General features: G+C 64.3%; 4 protein-coding genes. All 4 read left to right on the top strand.

Annotated elements, in window-relative coordinates; genetic code table 11:
• The first annotated feature begins 65 nt into the window (after window positions 1-65).
• Window positions 66-1,526 (top strand): hypothetical protein, encoded by a 1,461-nt coding sequence (locus O3305_RS17410; protein WP_269573661.1) that lies wholly within the window; start codon window positions 66-68, stop codon window positions 1,524-1,526.
• Between the two features lie 11 nt (window positions 1,527-1,537).
• Window positions 1,538-2,401 carry a hypothetical protein gene (locus tag O3305_RS17415; RefSeq protein WP_269573662.1) on the top strand — a complete coding sequence of 288 codons (864 nt, stop codon included), beginning with the start codon at window positions 1,538-1,540 and terminating at the stop codon, window positions 2,399-2,401.
• A gap of 333 nt (window positions 2,402-2,734) precedes the next feature.
• Window positions 2,735-3,646 carry a hypothetical protein gene (locus O3305_RS17420; protein ID WP_269573663.1) on the top strand — a complete coding sequence of 304 codons (912 nt, stop codon included), beginning with the start codon at window positions 2,735-2,737 and terminating at the stop codon, window positions 3,644-3,646.
• A gap of 593 nt (window positions 3,647-4,239) precedes the next feature.
• On the top strand, window positions 4,240-20,931 hold the full coding sequence (locus O3305_RS17425) for an SPM autocatalytic domain-containing protein (RefSeq protein WP_269573664.1): 16,692 nt from the start codon (window positions 4,240-4,242) through the stop codon (window positions 20,929-20,931).
• The last annotated feature ends 10 nt before the right edge of the window (window positions 20,932-20,941 follow it).

The following is a 20,941-nucleotide window of genomic DNA, read 5'->3' on the forward strand; positions in this document are numbered from 1 at the left end:
ATGCGGTCGCGAGAGCCGACCTGCAGCCCATTTGAAAATGGGGAGGAAGGCAGAAGGGGTTAACGATGGGCATCGTCTCGGTGGTGTACAATGTCTTCGAGGGGCCGGAGGTCGCGCTCGACATCTCCGCCCTGTGGCGCAACGTCTCGCAAACCTGCGACGCGCTTGCCAAGAAGCTCCGGATTCCGCAGCGCGCGGTACCGCAGGCGCGCGAAGGCCTGCCGGCGCCGGAAGATTTGCGCCCGACCGCGATCGAGCTCGATATCCGGACGACCCATGGGCGCGAGATCGAGGTCGGCCGGCGTCGTGCGAACCGGAGGGTTAGGCGCATTCTTGCAAGCCTCCTTGGCATGACCATTGATGCGAGCGATGCCGAGCTCAAGCGCATCAAGGCCGGGCTCGCGTCTCGCATCGCGGAGGTGCTGACAGGCCTGTCGGGGCGGTTGCCCGGCCTCGCAAGCGCCAAGGTGCAGACGGAATCCGCGCTCTCGGGTTTCAAGGCGCTCAATGCCGTCCATGATGTCCCCACTGCTCGATCGGCGCTCGAATGGTTCGCCACGACCCTGGCGACGGCGCTCGCGGAGGCGGTGGTCAACGCGCACCTGTTCAAGGGGGAGATGGGATTTCGCGACGCGTTCGGCTTCGCGCTCGGGGTCGGCGGGGCGATCGCGCTCATCGGCATTGCCGCGGGTATCGGCTGGGCGCAATTCCGGAGGCCCCAGCTTGGGCGTCGGATCGGTGGATATGGCCTGTTCGCCATCGCGCTGGGTGTTGTCGGCTTCTTCATGCTGGGAATCGCCCATTATCGCGAGGCACTGGCCGACAAGAGTGCGGATGCCGCCGCAATGGCGCAGGCAACGATGGCTAGCGCCCCGTTCGCCCCGCTCACCGACACGTCGCTGATGCCCTATCTGATCCTCAACCTCGCCGGCTTCGCGCTGGTCTGCTGGAAGTCGATCTCCATGTGGGGGTTCCTGGACCTCAAGCGCCTCGAGCGCGCGGCGGCCACGGCGACCGCCCGCTTCGAGGCTGCCAAGGAGCGGGCGCGTGCGCAGTGCAATGCCGCGCGGGGCCTTGCGCTCGACATGGTCGACCGGCTGCTCAAGGTCGCGGAGGATCATGTCGAGCAGGGTGATGCGCTGACTGCGAAGGCGCAGGAAATTCGTGACGACTTTCTCGGCGACGCCAATGCGATCGCGGATGCGGCCATCGCGCGCGAGCAGGAATATCGCGAAATTGTCGAGATGGTGCATCCCAAGCGCGGCAGCTTGACCCGCTTCAACGCTGATCCGCCGCGCATCGCCGTGGTGCCCCTCGCGATCGACCCGGGCGAGACCAATGCGAAGGGGGCCCTTGTCGCGCGCCTCGCCAAGATCCGCGACGCCATGCCGATCATGACCGACGAGATCGGGACGGCGGCCGATGAGGCCATCTCCAGGATCGGCGAGATGGGCGCGGCGGCCGAGGAAGCGGCGCGCAGCAACCCGCGCGGTCGCGGCGACAATATACTTCGGTTCGGCAGGTAGGGAGATAGGTCATGGCATTTCGATCCGTCCGCTTCGACAGCGCTCCGAAAACCTCCTGGAATGCATTTCCCGGCGACCGGCCTTCTCCCTGGCGGCTGATCCTGGCCGGCGCGGCCATCGTGGTGATGCTGCTGGGCATGGCGGCTTGGTATGCAAGCGGTGCGCAGCAGGGGGATGCGACGGAGCGCGATCCCGCCACCCTGTGCCTCCTGCGGGGCCCGACCTCGCGCGCGGAGCTGACGCTGCTCGACCAGACCGACGCGCTGGCGGCGGGCGCCGGCCAGCATTTCACCCGGCTGATCAACCATGTGCGGGATACGTTGCCGCGCAACGGTCGTCTGACGATCGTTCCGTTCGGTGGCGACCTCGGCCAGCCCCTGGCCGTCGCGTTCGACATCTGCTCGCCGGGCAAGGGCGCCGAGGCCGACACGCTGAATGAGGGGGCGGTGCGGCTCCAGCGCGACTATGAGACGCGCTTCGTCGCTCCCTTGGGCAAGGCCGCGGCCGAGCTCGCGGTTCCGCGCGAGAGCAACCAGTCTCCGATCGCCGATCAGATCCTGCGCGCGGCGAACGATCCCACGATCGGGTGGCGTGGCGAGGAGCGTATCCTGAACCTAATGACCGACGGCCTCGAAAACACGCCGGCGTCGCCCATCTACACCAGCGGAAAGATCGTGTTGCCGCCGCCCCCGTCCGACCTGCTGCGCGGTGTCACGGTGAACTATTTCGAGCTCGCGAGCGCCAGGAACAGCGCGCTCCAGACGCCGGCTGTCCGTGCCGCGTGGAAGGCGTGGTTCGAGGCGGCGGGCGCCAAGGTGAACATGTATGCGCCCGGTTACGCGGTCCCGGCCTGGGGTGTGCCGGCGGAGCGGTAGGGCCTAGCCGCTTCCGTTCGATGTCTTGCTCCCCAGGCGGCTTTACGTCTGGGGCGCAAGTTCTCATGGCGCATGCGTCGGGAACCTGCCCGAGCGGAAAAAGATGCCCCTGTCACAAGCGGTCAAAACAGCAATCCAATGGGTTACGAGGAAGGCGCCGAATTGGTCCTTTCTCACCGATTGACTTGTGCGAAGTGCGGCATAGGCTGCTGAGATCTATGCGATAACGAACTCAGTCGTCGCAGTCGGGGGTGTCATGCGAAGCTTGCAGGAGGGAGGCGGCGCGTTGCGCGGAAGCCTGGCGGCTGCGCTGCGCGTGGGCCGCGTGCGGCGATGAGCTTCGGGCGCGACATATCGGTTCTGTTGTGTGTGAGTGTCGCCACGGTTGCGTTGGGCGCTTGTCGCGCGGGGCCGGTCGAGCCACGTTCGGATCAGGCGGCGCAATCGGCGCGGCCTGAAAAGGCAACGCAGCCGACAAAGCCCGGCCCGGACGTGGCCAAGCCTATCGATTTTGCTTCAGACCTCTATCTGGACGACGTGTGCGAGGCTGAACTGCAGGAGATGCGGTTCAAGAAATTCCAGTCGTACGACTTCATCTACGAGAGCCCGCTGCCGGTAAGAGTGTCCGGCAGCTATGCCGAGGTCCGGGCGAGGGAGGCTGGCTCCGCGGCGACCGTCTATGACGAGATCGAGGCGACGATCTTCCGCGACGTCGAAATCGAAGTCGAGGCGAAGCAGGTGGCGCCCGACTATTCGTTTCATAGATGGGGCATGCCGTTCGCGGTAAGCGATCACCCCTTTTCCGCGCATCGGCAGCTCAAGCACCAGCGCGCGATGGGGGCGACCTTCCCTTTCCTCGACCTGGCCAGGATCCCGTTCCGCGACGCGGACGACGTCGATCAGCCCTTTCCGAAGGGGAATAATTTCAGCCGCAATTTCATCTCCGTGCTCAATTTCCTCGCGAGCCGGGGCGAGAGTGTCTGGGGGCGCGGCGATGGCTTCGATGCGCGGCAGAAGGCGCGTGAATTGCGGCTGGGCACCACCGGAACCGAATATGAGCGCGCGCAGGCGATAAATGGCGATGCTCTCGCGGCGTTAAGGCGGATCTCGCCGGCCGAGAAGTTCTCCATCAGTATTCGTGGTTCTTACATCCTGATTTCTCTTGGGAGGCCCGCGCTATTTGTCGCGGCCATCGATACCGGAAAAGATGCAGTCGGGCTGCGTGCCTGCAAAGGGGGTAGATAATGGGCCGGCGTCTAATCTCGGGCGGAAAGCTCGGCAGCTTCGTGGATCTGAACACGATCGAATTTTCGGATCTGAAGATCCTCATCGATGCTATTTTGAGCAACGTTAATCTTGGTTCGAACGCCGAGCCGTATAAGAGTAAATGGTTTCAAACCATAGAGCCGCTAGGGTGGTCTACTTACGACAAGTTCAAATTTCTCCTCGTAACACTTGAAGATCTTTCTCTTGCAACCGGAACAGGGAAAGGATGGACCACTAACGACGGCAAGGGGAATGCTGCTCTTGGATTTGGATATGATCCATATCAGCGCCGGGCAAGTCTATATAATGATTTGGTCGCGGCGGGAGTGGATCTGCCAAGTGACCCGACGCTTCTGAATAGGTTAAAGAATGCGTCGGGTTTGTCCCAGGAAAATATGAACGCATTGATGCGTGATGTATTTACGGGAAAAACAATATCTCTTGGGCAGGCGGCGAGTCTTTTTTCCGTAATTGATGATGATTATGAAAAGAAAATTGACAGACTCTACACGAACCTACTGCCTTCCATAGAGCGAGCGGTCGCCTTTGATCTAGGGTATCAGGGATATCTCTTGCCTGGTCCGGGGTCCGAGTCGGACTCGGACAAGGACAATTATCGGCACGAACTCTATAACCTTCTCGACAGGGGAGATTTCGTTGGTGCGGCCGTTAAGCTGGCACTTACCGACGGAAACGTGGTGGTCGATGGCAATTATCAGCGGGACGTGACGCGCGCGCGCGTTCTGCTCTACTCCCAGATGCTCACCGACAATTCAGGCCTGCTCAGCTCGGCTATGGGCATCCTGGATGTGTTGCCGGCGTTGCAGGGTGACCCACTTACCGTGCCGCTCACCGACAAGGCCTTGCAGGCATCGCTCGACCTTGTCGGTGCGCTCCAGTCGCGGCTGGGAGACATCCATGCATGGCAAAACAGTCTTATCATGCCTCGCGACGAAAAGCTGATCAACGCCAGAAACGATTTTCTGAATGACGCGCTGACAAACAGCCGGCGGGTGCTCGAGGCCCATGGCTTTCATCTCAATTCGGATCAGAACACTTCGCTCAGCCAGGCGGCGATGGACGCGCATGTCCCGTCGGAGCATCTACGGCTCATTTACGGCGATCGCACCTTCGCGCCGTATGAGATCTTCCTAGTGCCCGCAGGAACGCCGAACGAAGTCAGCGGGGGCAACTCGCTGGGCGGCCTCCCGGCGCCGACAAGCGGCCAGCGCCGCGTAGTCAAATATGATCATGATTCCGGCCAGTTCGTCACCTTCCTGACGAATTCGATCGAAGACACGCCTGCGGTCACCTTTGTAAACGGAGCGGATCGCACGCTTCTGGTGGTCGAAAGCGCGCAATTGATCACCAATTTCGAACGCTCGGGGAACGGCTATCGGATATCCTTTCTCGACGGCGATGTGCTCACCGCGACATCGACGACGGATTCGAGTGGGGAGCGTGTCAACGTCCATTTCGTGGACCAGAATGGCGTATCGCATGACTACGAGGTGGCTCCAGATCAGCCGGTCGTGGTCGGACGGACCGGAGGTCTGTTTCTAAGCGGCGGCGCCTATCAGGGCCAATGGGCATCCAATGATTTCAATAACATCCCGGGCCTCGAGCCAGAGCTGCTTGCGAGCATCCTCGGTCGGGCCGACGCGCTCATTGGAATGGGCGGCGACGAGGGCCGGCCGATAGACTTGAAGGACATCATCGATCCTGACGGCCCGGTGACGTACCAGATACGCATCAATCCCGATGGGACCAAGGAGGCGGTCACCACCTTCCACTTGAACAACGGCACGACCGGTGTCGGGGATCGTATCGTTCAGGTCACCAAGCAGACGGTATTCGAGGGGCAGGACACGACTGTCTATTCGTCGGTCACGCGGACTGGCGACGATGCAACCGTGACCTATGTTCGCGAACGAGCCCCCTCGCACGAGTCCATTGACCAAGTAGATCCCAAAGTCGACATCAAGTTCGAGAACCACATCCTCACGCTCGAGCAATTCGGCTCGATCTTCGGTTCGAACATCGGCCGGTACCTGGCCGGCGACAACGTAGCGGCGCAGATCGCGCTGGGCGCGGTCCTTTCGACGGTAAGCGGCAATCTCGGCGAGCTGGCGGACGATCTCCTCAACGACGTCTATGGACTGGACGGGGTCACCCCGCTGAGCGCGGCGACCAAGGTCGACGAGGCGCTTCGCGATATCGGCAGCGAGTTCCTCCAGAACCTGAAGTCCGCCGGCGCCGGCGCGCTTTCCTCGTTCCTGCTCAGCGAGATCTTCGATGCCATCGGTATCGGCGGCGTGCCGGGTGCGCTCGGTCAGGCGGTGGGCGGCGCCTATCTGTCGGCGGCCATCGAGGCCTTGCCCGAGCTCCTTGCCGGAACGAAGAGCTTCAGTGCGGTCTTCAAGGGCATCGATCCGCTTTCGATCGCCGCCTCCTGGCTCGGCAGCACGCTGGCCTCCGAAATCGCCGAATTCGATACGATCGGCGGCCAGCTCGGATCGTCGATCGGCGCAGCCGCCGGTGCGATTGCGGGCTCTGCCATCGCCATCAAGGCGCTGGGGCTTGGCACGGCGGTTGGCGGTCCCGTCGGCGCGCTGGTGGGCGCGTTCGTCGGCTTCCTTGTCGGCGGACTGATCGGATCGGTGTTCGGGGGAACGCCGCGCTCCGGCGCCGATGTGGAATGGGACGCTTCGAACAACCAGTTCATCGTCGCGAACGCCTATGCCCGTAAAGGCGGCAGCAAGGACGCTGCCAAGTCGGTTTCGGACGCAGTGGCGAACATCTACAATTCGGTGCTGCAGGCTACCGAGTCGAAGCTGCTCGCCCCGGAGAGCGTGCAGGCCGGCAACTATGGCATGCGGAAGAAGGATTGGGTCTACCGGTCGATCTCCACCCAGTCGGAATCCGCGATCGAGGCGCGATTCCATGATGCCGATGCGCTGATCGCCTATGGCGCGGCCAAGGGCCTGAAGGACATCGTCGCCAATTCCGCGGGCGGCGACGTCTTTGTGAAGCGCGCCCTGTTCAGCGCGCTGGACGCCAGTGACGGCGTGGTGGACGGCCAGCTGGGCGACGCGACCGGCAACTTCAGCGTCGAGCAGATCGTGGCGGTCATCTCGACGGCGCGCGACTATGCGATGTTCGCGGAGAACGCGAAGGTCATCGCCTCGGCGATCGCGAATGATCCCCAGAGCAATTTCGCGCTGGGCTGGGCGACCACGCTGGCGATGGCCGCGGATCTCCATCTCGACCGGCGCGGCGCGACCGACTGGATCGGCGGCTATGCGACCTGGCTCGACGAGCTCAACGACGGCCGGTTCGACGATGTCTCGGTTGCCGCCAGCGCCGTGGAGATGCGCTTCAACTTCACGACCAATGGACGCGAGTGGTTCGTTGCGAACGGCAACGGCAGCTATCGCGGGACGCTTACCGACGACATCGCCATCGACAAGCAGACGATCGTCAACGGTGCCACTGACGAGGCGACCGTCGATTTCATCGATCTTCGAACCGAGATGTTCGGCGGGCAGGACATCAAGATCGCCGCGGTGGTCTTCGCGAACGCCGGCAACGACGTCGTCCATGCCTCGGACCTGGGCGACAACGTCTTCGGCGGTGCGGGCAACGACACGCTCTATGGCGGCCGGCTCGACGACTGGCTGTTCGGCGACGACGGCGATGACACGCTCGATGCCGGCGCGGCGGCCGGCGGGCTTGGCGGTGACGGCAATTATCTCGACGGCGGCGCGGGGAACGACATCCTGCATGGCCGCGAGGGCTCGGACTGGCTCGAGGGCGGTGTCGGCACCGACATACTGACCGGCGGCGGCGGCGACGATATCCTGGCGGGCGGTGGCGGCGACGGCGACCAGATGGGCGGCGGCGCGGGCAACGATCAGTATATCGTCCGCCTCGGCGACGGCGTGGACGTCCTGGAGGAAGATCCCGCGGGCGCGCCGGTGGCGCAGTCGGGCGGCGACTATGTCAGCCAGCGCTTCGCCGATCTGATCTCGGGCATCGTCAAGCGCAACTGGGTGGGCAACGCCGCCGGGGTGAACGGCACGACGATCGGTGGTGGCGAGGACGCGATCGTCTTCGGCAAGGATATCGACATCGGCGACCTCCAGCTGTTCCGCTCGAGCAGCGACAGCGACGATCTCGTCATCCGGGTGATGCAGACGGTCGATGGCGTGACGAGCTTCTCGGGCACGCAGCTGACGGTCAAGGACTGGTTCTCCAACCCGTTCAAGCGCATCGAATGGCTGCGCTTCATGGACGGCAACGAAGTCCGCATTGGCGACATCACCAGCTTCATCGTCGGCAGCGCCGGCAACGACGTGCTGATCGGCACGGACGGCAATGACTTCGTCTATGGAGGAGAGGGCGACGACCAGCTGCACCTTCTCGGCGGCGACGATATCGGGAACGGCGGCTCCGGCAATGATCTGATCGCCGGGCATTCGGGACGGGACCTGCTCGTCGGTGGCCTCGGCGTCGATCAGCTGATCGGCGGCAAGGGCGCTGACGCCCTGTCGGGCGATGGCGGCGGCGACGATCTCTATGGCGGTGACGATGCCGACATCCTGTCGGGCGGTCGCGGCGACGGGGACCAGGTTGTCGGCGGCGCCGGCAACGACATCTTCAAATATGCCCGCGGCGATGGCCGGGACATGATGTTCGACGATTTCTCGGCGAACTGGGACGTTGTCTGGAGCAACGGCAACTGGAATGCGGCGGCTGGCTTCGCCTATGTCTCGGCGACCGGTGAAGTCACCGGTCCGGGCGGCACCTATCTGCGCAAGAATGTCGGCACCGCCGCTTTCCCCGACCTGCAATGGGTCGGCCGGTTCGACTATGACAGCGATACGGGCACGCTGCGCTGGTTCAATCCGCCGGCGGGCGCTCCGGTCGTGGCCAATAGCGGCGTCGACACGATAGAATTCGCGCCGGGCATCGATATCCAGGACCTGATCCTGTTCCGGCCGGCCGGTTCGAACGACCTGGTCATCTCCATTGCAAGCGAGAATGCCGAGTTCGCGAGCGCGACTTCCTTCGCCGACAGCGTCACCATCAAGGACTGGTATGCGCTGCCGGGGCAGATCGAGAAACTGGCTTTCTATCAGACGGGCATCCTCGACATTTCCGCGGGCGCGACGAATCTGATCGCGGGAACCGACGGTGCGGACGGCGTCGCCGCCACCCCGCTCTCGGGCTCGACCGCGGCGGACTGGATTACCGGCGGCGCGGGCGATGACGTGATCGCCGGTGGTGCCGGCAATGATATCCTTGCAGGCAATAGTGGAGCCGACACGCTCAAGGGCGAGGTCGGCGACGATGTCCTGTACGGCGGCGCGGGCAATGACGTGCTCGACGGCGGCACCGGCGCGGACGTGCTGGTGGGAGGCGCCGGGTTCGATACTGCCTCCTATGCTTCGGCCGGAGCGGGCGTCCGGGCGTATCTGGCGAATGCCGAACTCAATATCGGCGACGCCGCCGGCGACAGCTATTCGAGCATCGAGAATCTGAGCGGCGGCGGCGGTGCCGACCTGCTCGGCGGCGACGCGGGCGACAACGAGCTCAGCGGCAGCCAGGGCGACGACACGCTGTGGGGCGGCGCGGGCGACGACAGCTATATCTGGAATGTCGGGGACGGCGCCGACACGATCCGCGACGCCAGCTTCGCCATGGAGGAAGCCGTTACCGCGGCCGGCGCGCTAGCCAGCGGCTATTCCCAGACCCTGTGGGAAGCGACCGACATCCTGCAGCCCGGCTATGAGGACCGCTATTACTGGCACCTGCAGATCACCGGCCCGAACGGCGAGATCGTATATGACTATGATCTCTTCGCGCCGAACAATGCGAGCGCGACGCAGCCTGATCCCCAGCCGGCGAGCTATCACCAGGCCGGCTGGCTCGGCGGCTTCGCTCGGACCAATGGCCAGCAGGTAACACGTGCGCATTTCGATACTGCGATCGATGCGGGCGACGATATCCTCGAATTCGGCGCGGGGATCAGCCTCAGCGACCTGAGCTTCCTCGTCAGCGGCAGCGATCTCATCGTCCGCTTTGGCGGCCTGGCGACCAGCCAGGTCACGATCAAGGACCATTTCACCGCCAATAGCCGGATCGAGACGCTCCAGTTCCGCGACGGCCTGTCCGTGTCGCTGGCCAGCATCCTGACCGCGACAGATGGAAACCTGCTTTCCGGCACTGCCGGCGACGACCTGATGATGGGCCAGGCCGGCGCACTGGCCGACCTGATGGATGGCGGCGCGGGCAACGACGTGATGAGCGGCGGGGCGGGTGCCGACACCCTGCGTGGCGGCGACGGCGACGATGTGCTCGAAGGCGGCGCGGGAGCCGATCTGCTCGACGGCGGCAGCAACTCCGCCTCGAGCGTGAAGGGATGGGGAGACACCGCCCGGTACGTACGCTCGACGGCGGCGGTGCGGGTCGACCTGAACAAGACCACCGCCCAGGCCGGGGGCGATGCCGCCGGCGACATCCTGGTCGGCATCGAGAACCTCACGGGTTCGGCATTCGGCGATACGCTGACCGGCAACGACAGCGCCAATGTGATCGACGGGCTCGATGGCAGCAACATCATCTATGGCCGGGGCGGCGACGACGTCCTGATCGGCGGCAGCGGCAGCGACAACATCTACGGCGATCAGGGCGACGACAACATCTCTGGCGGCGATGGCGGCGACAACCTTAACGGCGGCGACGGCAAGGACCTGCTGTCCGGTGGGGACGGCGGCGACTCCCTTTATGGCGATGCCGGCGAGGACGTGCTCACCGGCGGCGAAGGCAGCGACAGCCTTTACGGCGGAGACGATGACGACAACATCAGCGGCGGCGGCGGCGTCGACTGGATCGATGGCGGCAACGGCAATGACACGATCTCGGGTGGTGCCGGCGCGGACACGCTTTCCGGCGGCGACGGCGATGATCTCTATATCTTCGAAGCGGCCTTCGGTGCCGACACGGTCATCGATTTCGGCGGCCAGAACCGGATCCTATTCGCTGCGGAAGTGAGCCTCGAGACGCTCTGGTTCGCACGGGTCGGCAACAACCTGCAGATCACCGTGATCGGCACGACGGACCGCGTCACGCTCCAGAACTATTTCGCACCCTCCTGGCCGACCCTGATGGGAGAGGTGTCGACACAGACGCATACGCTCTTCCTCGGCCACGCACAGGCGCTCGTAAACGCGATGACTGCGATCTCCGCGGCATCCCCGCCGGCGGTGATGCCGGAGTCGATCGTCGCGATGCTCGGGGAATATTGGCACGCCGGCGGCAAAGCCAGGCCTCAGGCTGCGCCGATCACGCTGACCGTCGACGAGGACAGCGCTTCCGCGCTCACTTCGGTCGCGGCGGTGGATCACGACGACAACATCACCAGCTATGCGCTCGGCACGCCGCCGGCCAAAGCCCAGGTCACGCTCAATCCGCAGACCGGCCAGTTCGTCTATACGCCCGTTGCGGATTTCACCGGCAAGGACAGCTTCTCGATCCTGGTGAAGGATGCGGACGGCAACACGACCGAAGTGCCGGTGTCCGTTGTCGTCCGGCCAGTGAACGACGCCCCGCGCGACGTGCGGCTCGTTGCGGGCGAAGTCCTTGAAGTCATCGAAGGCGCACTGGTCGACAGCCCGATCGCCCGGTTCGTGGCGACGGATATCGAAGGCGATGCGCTCACCTTCTCGCTGACCGACGATGCCGGCGGACGGTTCGATATCACCGGCGACGGCCAGCTGATCCTGCGGGACCCCGGGCTTCTCGATTTCGAGACCGTGCCTTCGCATGCCATCGGCGTTCGCGTGGTCGATTCGAACGGCGCGATCGTGACGCGGAATTTCACGGTCACGGTTCTCGACGGTAACGAAGGCGTGACGATGGCTCCCGTCGAGCCGATGCATATCGACGAGAATCTCGCGGCGGGAGCCGCCGTGGGATCGGTCGCCGCGATCGATCTCAACAGCCCGGGCGGCTCATCCGACGAGCTCCGCTATTATTTCTACTATTCCGGCGGGGCCTATGCGACCTCCGCGGACGGACGTTACGTCATCGACGCGGTCAGCGGCGCGATCAGCACGGCAACGCCCCTCAACTTCGAGGAAGGCGAGTCCAGCAGCGCCTACAAGGTTGTGGCGCGCAACAACCAGGGCAATCCCGGCTTTGCTCAGGCGATGGTGACGGTGACGATCAACATCGGCGATGTGAACGAGCCCAACGCGATGCCATCCAGCTATGCGATGCAGGTGGCCGAGAACCAGGCGATCGGCACGGTGGTCGGCGAGGTGCTGGCGAGCGACACCGATATCGGCAGCGTGTCGTTGGGCGGGCAGCGTTATTATTTCCTCCATCAGGGCGTCGTGAGCGCGACGTCGTTCGATGGCCGCTTCACGATCGATGCCACCACTGGACGCATCAAGACCGCGATGGTCCTCGATTTCGAGGGCATGGCCAGCGGCGAATATGTCGTCGCGGCACGCGACAATCTGGGCGCGAGCGGCTTCAACCAGGTAACGACGACAGTCACGATCGGCATCGCGGATGGCAACGAAGCGAACAGCTTGCCTGCCGACTATCTGCTGAGCGTCGCCGAGAACAATGCGCCCGGCAAGCAGGTGGGCACCATCGTCGCGAGCGATCCGGACCACAGCGGCAGCGCCTTCAGCCAGCAGCGCTATTACTTCTTCAAGGACGGGGTCGCGAGTGCGACGTCGTTCGACGGACGCTTCACCATCGATGCCGTATCCGGCATCATCACGACCGCGACGACGTTCGATTTCGAAGCGGAGGCGGCGCCGACGGACTATGTCGTCATTGCCCGCGACAATCAGGGCGCTGCCGGCTATAACGAGACCAGCTCGACCGTGCGGATCGGCATCGCCGACGCCAACGAGCCGAACAGCATGCCGGGCAGCTACGCGATGAGCGTGGCCGAGAATGTCGATATCGGCACGGCGCTGGGCCAGGTCTCGGCGAGTGACGTGGACGGTGCCGGAAGCGCCGGAAGCCAGCAGCGCTATTATTTCCTCAACAATGGAGAGGTGAGCGGCACGTCGCTCGACGGCCGCTATACGATCGATGCCATCACCGGCGTGATCAAGACGGCGGCGGCGATCGACTTCGAAGCCGAGCCCGAGCCGCTTTCCTACACCGTGGTGGCGCGGGACAATCTTGGCGAGGGTGCCTATAGCCAGGCCACCAGCACCGTCACGATCACGGTGGAAGACCGGAACGATCCGAACTGGCTGCCGGCCGACATCGAAATGCGCTTCGCGGAGAACCAGACGGGGATCGTCGGTACGGTGGTGGCAACCGACGGCGATCTTGGCGGGTCGGTATTCGCGCAGCAGGAATATTTCTTCCTCAACAACGGCGTGCGGAGCCTGTGGTCGTCCGATGGGCGCTACGTGATCGATGCGGTGGGCAATATCCGGTTGTTCAACGCGCTCAACTACGAAACCGAGTCCGGCCCCAGGACCTATACCGTGGGCGCAGCGGACCATGGCGGCGATACCGGGGTCACCAATCTGACGACCTCGCAGGTCAAGATCGTCATCACCGATGTCAACGAGGCGCCGACCGCGATCCACTTCACGCCTTCGATCACCAGCCTGGCCGAACGCGACCATGTCGCCACCAACACGACCCGGCCCGCGATCGAGATCGGAACGCTCTCGGTAACCGATCCCGACATCGAGGGGGCCAACAACAGCTACACCTATTCGATCCTGGATGAGCGGTTTGAGATCGTCGGAAATGTCGTGCGCCTGAAGATGGGCGCGGCGATGAACTTCGAGTTGGAAAACACCTACCGGCTGACCATCCTGGCCACGGACGTGAATAGTCCGTTCAAGATTGCCAATTCCTGGAATATAGCGATTGCGGACCTGCCCGATATTTTCGAGGGCACCACCGGCAACGACACGCTGCGCGGTCAGAGCGGCGCGGATCGGATATTCGGCTTCGGTGGCCGCGATTCCATCTTCGGCGACGCGGGCAACGACTGGATCGAAGGCGGCGCCGGCGATGACTGGGCTGCCGGCGAGGACGGCAACGACATATTGTATGGCGGCGACGGTACCGACCAGCTGATGGGCGGCCGCGGCAATGACATCCTCTATGGCGGGAACGTCGACGGCAACGACCTCAATGACGGCTATGACATGCTGCTCGGCGACGACGGCGATGACATAATGTATGGCGGCGCGGGCAACGACTTCCTGTCCGGCGGCAATGGTGCCGACCAGTTTTTCGGCGGCGCCGGCAACGACACGGCCCAATATGGCGACTGGGTGGTCAACATGCCCGGGCTGGTGGTCGATCTCGAGAACAACGCCGCCAATGCCGGCTCGGCAGCCGGGGATGTCTACGACAGCATCGAATCGGTCATGGCCACGAACAGCGACGACACGGTGCTGGGCGACGGCCAGAGCAACACGCTGTGGGGGCGTAACGGCGACGATATGCTGCGCGGCCGTGGCGGCAACGATACATTGCGGGGCGGCACCGGCAACGACACGCTGTACGGCGATGACGGCGACGACATGCTGGTCGGGGAAGACGGCGACGACATCATCTGGGGTGGCTCCGGCAACGACACGCTGCTCGGCGGCGCCGGCGTCGACACGCTCTACGCGGAGAGCGGCGACGATTTCCTAGATGGCGGGGCGGGCAACGACATCCTCAATGGCGGGGATGACAACGACACCTACATCGTCACGCGGAGCTCCGAAGCCGACACGATCTATAACTACGACCCGTCGGGCGACGATATCGACGTGCTGGGTTTCCAGGACAATATGCGCATCCAGGACAAGGATCTTTGGTTCGAGCAGGTCAATGACGACATGCGGGTCAGCGTGATCGGCACCACGACGAGCGTGCTGATCAAGGACTGGTATCTGATCTCGGATGCGCAGAGCCGGGCCAATTACCGGATCGACTTCATCATCGCCGATGTGCGCTATACCAGCGAGGTGAACGTCGACGGGCTGATCGCCCTGATGGCGACCAAGACCAAGCCGACTACGGTGGCCCAGCGCGATACGCTGATGGCGGATTCCAACTATCGGGTGGAATGGGCCACCTATTGGGGCCTCAATGCGCCGCCGGTGATCGAGGCCATCCCCGACAAGGAGATGAACGAGAGCGGCGATCTGACCCTCACCGTAACGGCGACGGATGATCTCACCCCGGATGCCGGGGTGCAGGTCACCGCCGAGGCGATCGGGACCCAGTCGCTGATCGACCCCGAGGGGCTTGTCCTCGGCCTCGCCAATTCGCAGGGCCAGCGCACCCTCACCATCTCGCCCAAGGATTATGCCAGCGGCACGGTCACGATCCGGATCGTCGCCAAGGATGCCGGCGGCGTGACGTCGACCGAGGAGTTCCAGCTCACCATCAAGCCGAAGGCGGACAAGCCCACGATCGCGCTTCTCTCCGGCGGGTCGGGGACGTCGGGCCAGGGCGGGATCGCTCTCACGATCGACGTCAATTTCCCCGATACCGACGGGTCCGAGACCCAGGAAATCTGGGTTGCTGGCGTACCGGCGGGCGTGGCGCTCAGCGCCGGTGCGTTCGATGCGGTGGACAATGTCTGGAAGCTGCCGGCGGACCAGGCCGATGGCCTGAAGGTGATCGCGCCGGCCGGGTGGAGCCAGGATCTCCTGCTCACCGTGACCGCCCGTGCGTCCGAGGGCGGAACGCTGGCGGTGTCCGATGCCGTCCAGACGACGGTCGCCATCAATGCCTCTCCGGCGAACCTCGTCTTCACCGGCTCGGTGAGCGAGAATGCGGCGAACGCGACCGTGGTCGGGATGGTAAGCGCCGTCGATCCGGACTCTGGCGACGTCATCACCTATGAGCTGAAGGACGATGCGGGCGGGCGTTTCGCGCTGTTCGGCCGCGAGCTCAGGGTCGCCAACAACGGCCTGCTCAACTCCGAGAATGCCGGCTCGCACACGATCGTCATCCGCGCGACGGACCAGCTTGGCGCCTATGTCGAGCAGACTTTCACGATCGCGGTCAACGACGTCAACGAAGCCAACAGCCTGTCGTCGCGCCTGGCGATGAGCGTGGTCGAGAATGTCGCGGTGGGGACGCTGGTCGATACGGTGCACGCCACGGATACCGATGGCGCGGGGACCGCGTTCGGGCAGCAGCGCTATTATTTCGTCAAGGACGGCGTGGCGAGCGGAACGTCCTTCGACGGGCGCTACACGATCGACGCGATATCCGGCGCGGTCCGGACGGCGGCGGCGCTCAATTACGAGGGCGGCCCGGCAAGCATGACCTACACGGTCGTCGCGCGCGATAATCAGGGGAACGGCCCCTATAACGAGGCGTCGTCGCAGCTCACCATCGATGTGACCAACCTCAACGAAGCCAACAGCCTGCCGGCGGAGCTGGCGATGAGCGTGGCCGAGAATGTTCCGGTCGGCGCCAGCGTCGGCACGGTGGTGGCCAGCGATCTCGATGCGGTCGGCGTCCTGTTCGGCCAGCAGCGCTATTATTTCCTCAACGACGGCGTCGCGAGTGCGACGTCCGGGGACGGGCGCTACGCGATCGATGCGGTCTCCGGTGTCATCCGGACCGCGGTGACCATGAACTTCGAGACGGAGACGGGAAGCCGGAGCTACATCGTGGCCGCGCGCGACAATCAGGGCGCGGCGGGCTATAACCAGGCGACGTCGACTGTGACCATCAGCGTCACCGACGCGAACGAGGCCAATGCCATTCCCGAAAGCTACGCGATGGGCGTGGTCGAAGGGACTGCGGCCGGCACGACTGTTGGCGCCGTGGCAGCCACTGACATCGACGGCAGCGGCATGCCGTTCGGCCAGCAGCGCTACTATTTCCTCCACCAGGGAGTGGCGAGCGCGACCTCGTTCGACGATCGCTACACGATCGATGCGCTGAGCGGCGTCATCCGGGTCAAGACGGGGCTCGACTTCGAGGCGGGGACGACCAACGTCGCCTACACCGTCGCCGCCCGCGACAACCAGGGCGCGGCGGGGTACAATCAGGTCACCTCGACGGTCAGCATCGCCATCGCCGACGCCAATGAGGCGAACAGCCTGTCGAACTACGCGATGAACGTGGCCGAGAATGTCGCGAGCGGCACGACCGTCGGGACGGTGAAGGCCGGCGACCTGGATGCTCCGGGGAGCATGTTCGGCCAGCAGCGCTACTATTTCATCAAGGACGGCGTGGTGAGCGCCACTTCCCATGACGGGCGCTATGCGATCGATGTCGTGACGGGCGTGATCCGGACGGTGGCGACGGTCGATTTCGAGACCGAGACGGTCGCGAATACCTCCTACATGATCGCCGCGCGCGACAATCAGGGGGCGGCCGGCTACAATCAGGCGACGGCGACGGTGACCATCGGCGTCACCGACGCGAACGAAGCCAATTCCCTGCCGCTGGCCTATGCGATGAGCGTGGCGGAGAACCTCGCGATCGGCACCACTGTCGGCACGGTCGCGGCTGGCGATGTGGACCGCCCGAGCGCGGCGTTCGGCCAGCAGCGCTATTACTTCCTGAACAACGGCACCGTCAGCGCGACTTCCCATGATGGGCGCTACACCATCGATGCGCTCACCGGCGTCATCAAGACCGCGATCGCACTGGATTTCGAGCTCGGCACTCCCAGCGGCGAATATACGGTCGCGGCGCGCGATAATCTGGGCAACCCCGGCTATACCCAGTCGACTTCCATCGTCACGATCGGCGTCGTCGACGTGAATGAGGCGAACAGCCTGCCCGGCGCCTATGCGATGAGCGTGGCGGAGAACCTCGCCGGCGGCGCGGTGGTCGGCACCGTCTCGGCCTATGACGTCGACAAGGCCGGCACCGCCTTTGGCCAGCAGCGCTATTATTTCCTCGACCAGGGCGCCGCGAGCGGCACCTCGAGCGACGGCCGCTACACGATCGACGCCATCAGCGGCGTCATCAAGACCGTTGCCGCGATGAACTTCGAGACCGGGCCGGTATCGACTGCCTATACGGTGATCGCCCGCGACAATCAGGGCGCGGCCGGCTATCGGCAGGCCAGCTCGGTGGTCACGATCGCGCTGGCCGACGTCAACGAAGCCAACAGCGTGGCGTCGGCGCTGGCGATGGACGTGTTCGAGAACGAGCCCATCGGTACCGATATCGCCCAGGTGGTTGCGAGCGACATCGACGGCCCCGCGAGCGTGGCGGGGCAGCAGCGCTATTACTTCCTGAACAACGGCGTCGCGAGCAGCACGTCGAGCGATGGCCGTTTCTCGATCGATGCGGTCACCGGCATGGTCAAGACCGCGGCGGCGCTCAACTTCGAGACGATGTCGGCCGGCGTCTATACGGTTGCCGTGCGCGACAACCAGGGTGGGGCGGGATATAATCAGGTCACCTCGACGCTGACGATCGGCCTGAAGAACAGGAACGAGGCCCACAGCGTCGCCTCGGATTCCACCTTCCTGGCCGAGGGCGCATCCCCCGGGCCGCTCGTCCCGATCGCCGGGCTGGACCTGGTGCTGAGCGATGTCGATGCGACCACGCCCAACATCACCTGGACCTTCGCGGACGGCAGCGACGAGGCATATGGGATGTTCGTCATCGATCCGACGACGGGCAAGATCAGCCTCAAGAACGCCTCGGTCGACTATGAGAGCCTGATCGCGGTCTATGAGTGGCGCGATGTCTGGGTGGAGGATCCCGACGCGGGCGGGCACTATGAGTCCCAGCAGGTCTTCGTGGGCAATGATCCCTCGCGGGCGGTCTTCAACCTCGAGGTGTCGGCCAGCGACGGTCAGTTCACCAGCAACGCGATTGCGACGATCACCGTCACCGACCAGCCCGAGGCGCCGGTGCTGTCCGGCCCCAACCATTTCACCATCCGCGACGATCAGGCGGAAGGCGATTTCGGCTGGCTCTACGCCTATGACCCCGACAATGGCAGCACCAACATCACCTTCCAGCTCACCAACCTGATCAAGCGCGAGTACGAGATCTCGTCGGGCAGCAGCGAGGATGTCGACAACGGGTATCCCGACGTCTTCGTGACTTCCAACGGACACCTCTCCTTCACCGTGCCCAATGACGGCGAATGGGAAGGCGGGGTGCGCGACCATCCGGTGCTCGGCGGACGGCGCTATTTCTATCTCGATTACAAGTTCACGCTCGTCATGACGGACAGCTCGGGCACCGTCGGCACCACCGACCTGACCATCACCTTCCTCAAGCACGACACCAACAGCGTTCCCCCGATCGTCCTCGATCTGGACGGGGACGGCATCGAGCTGGTCAGTGCGCCGGACTCGCCGATCTATTTCGACATGGATCTCGACGGCATCGGCGACCAGACCGGCTGGGTGGGCAGCGACGATGGCTTCCTGGCGCTCGATCGCAACGGCAATGGCATCATCGACGACGCCAGCGAGATTTCGTTCGCATCCGATGCCGAAGGCGCCATGTCCGACCTCGAGGGGCTTCGCGCGTTCGACAGCAACGCGAACGGCTTCCTCGATGCAGGCGACGCGCGTTTCGGCGAATTCCGCGTGTGGCGCGATGCCAACCAGGACGGGATCAGCCAGGCGAGCGAACTCCTCACCCTGGCGCAGCTGGGTATCGTCCAGATGAACCTGTCGCTCGACCTGACGGGGGCGGAGCCCGGCGAGGTTGAGAACACGATCTACGGCACGACGCAGTATCTGCGCGCCGACGGGACGACGGGAACCGTCGGTGACGTCTTCCTCGTCTATGATCCGTCCAAGCCGCGGGACATCGCGGCGCCGGTGATCCTCGATTTCGACGGGGACGGTGCCGGGCTGGTATCGCTGGCCGGCAGCACGACGCGCTTCGACATGGACGGCGATGGCGCGCTGGAGCGAACCGGATGGATCGAATCGGGCGACGCGTTCCTGGCGCTCGATCGCAACAGCGACGGGAAGATCTCCGGCATTTCGGAAATCTCGTTCGTCGGGGACCTGGCCGGGGCGAAGACGGACCTCGAGGGCCTCAAGGCGTTCGACAGCAATGGCGACGGCGCGCTGACGGCGCTCGATGCGCGCTTCGCGGAATTCAAGCTGTGGTTCGATACGAACTCGAACGGCGTTTCCGATGCCGGCGAGATCCGCAGCCTGGCCGAGGCCGATATCGTCTCGATCAACCTCAGCGCGACGGCTGCGGATCAGGCGGGCGCCAATGGCAATGTGATCTATGGCATCGGAAATTTCATGCGGAGCAACGGAACGGTCGGCAGGCTGTTCGACGCCGGGCTCAGCTTCGAGAATGCCGGCAATGATCCCGGCACCAGCATGAAGCCGGCGATGACCGAGGACAGTTTCGACTGGAAATCGGGCAAGACCCGCATCGGCGCGGCGAACGGACAGCTGATCGTCCGCCCGCGCAACGCCTCGACGATGTACGATCCGGGCGCCGGCGCGATGGCGGCGGCGACCTATATCCACCTTCGCGACAAGACGATCGGCATGCTGGGCGCGTTCGTCCTCGATCTCGACGGCGACGGGATGGATCTCGAGCACCAGGTGAATTCGGACGCATCGTTCGACATGGACGGCAACGGCGTGCGCGACAACACCGGCTGGGTCGCCCGGGGAGACGGCTTCCTGGTCATCGACCGCGACAATGACGGGCTGATCACGAGCGGGGCCGAGCTTTCCTTCCTGGGCGAGAAGGCCGGTGCCCGCACCAATCTCGAGGGGCTGGCGGCGCTCGACAGCAACAAGGACGGCAAGATCACCGCGGCGGACGCGCGCTTCGGCGAGCTCAAGGTGTGGTTCGACGCGAACTATAATGGCCGCAGCGACGAAGGGGAGCTCCGGTCGCTCAGCGACTTCTCCATCACCGAGATCCGCACCAGCGGCATCGCGACCAGCGTCGCGAACCAGAAAATGGGCTCGAACGTCCTGATGTCGACGGCGTTGTTCACGCAGAACGGCAAGACGCGCACGATGGGCGACGTGGCCTTTGCCTTCTCCCCCTCGGCCGACCTGCAGTCCGCGGTGCCCGCGCGGAATCTGCAATGGCCGCAGGAACTGGATGCGCCGGATGGCCTGTCGCGCGAAGAAGCAGGGGATGGCGCCGATCTGCTCGACACGCGGCTCGCGTTGATGCGACAAGCGATGAGCGGGTTCGGCGCGGGCTCGGCCGCCGAGATGCGTCTCGAACGGGCCGGTATTGCGCCGGCATATGATTTCTATGCCGCGACCGCGGCATGACAGAGAAGAC

It is taken from the genome of Sphingomonas sp. NIBR02145, assembly GCF_027359115.1.
Lineage (GTDB): Bacteria > Pseudomonadota > Alphaproteobacteria > Sphingomonadales > Sphingomonadaceae > Sphingomonas > Sphingomonas kyeonggiensis_A.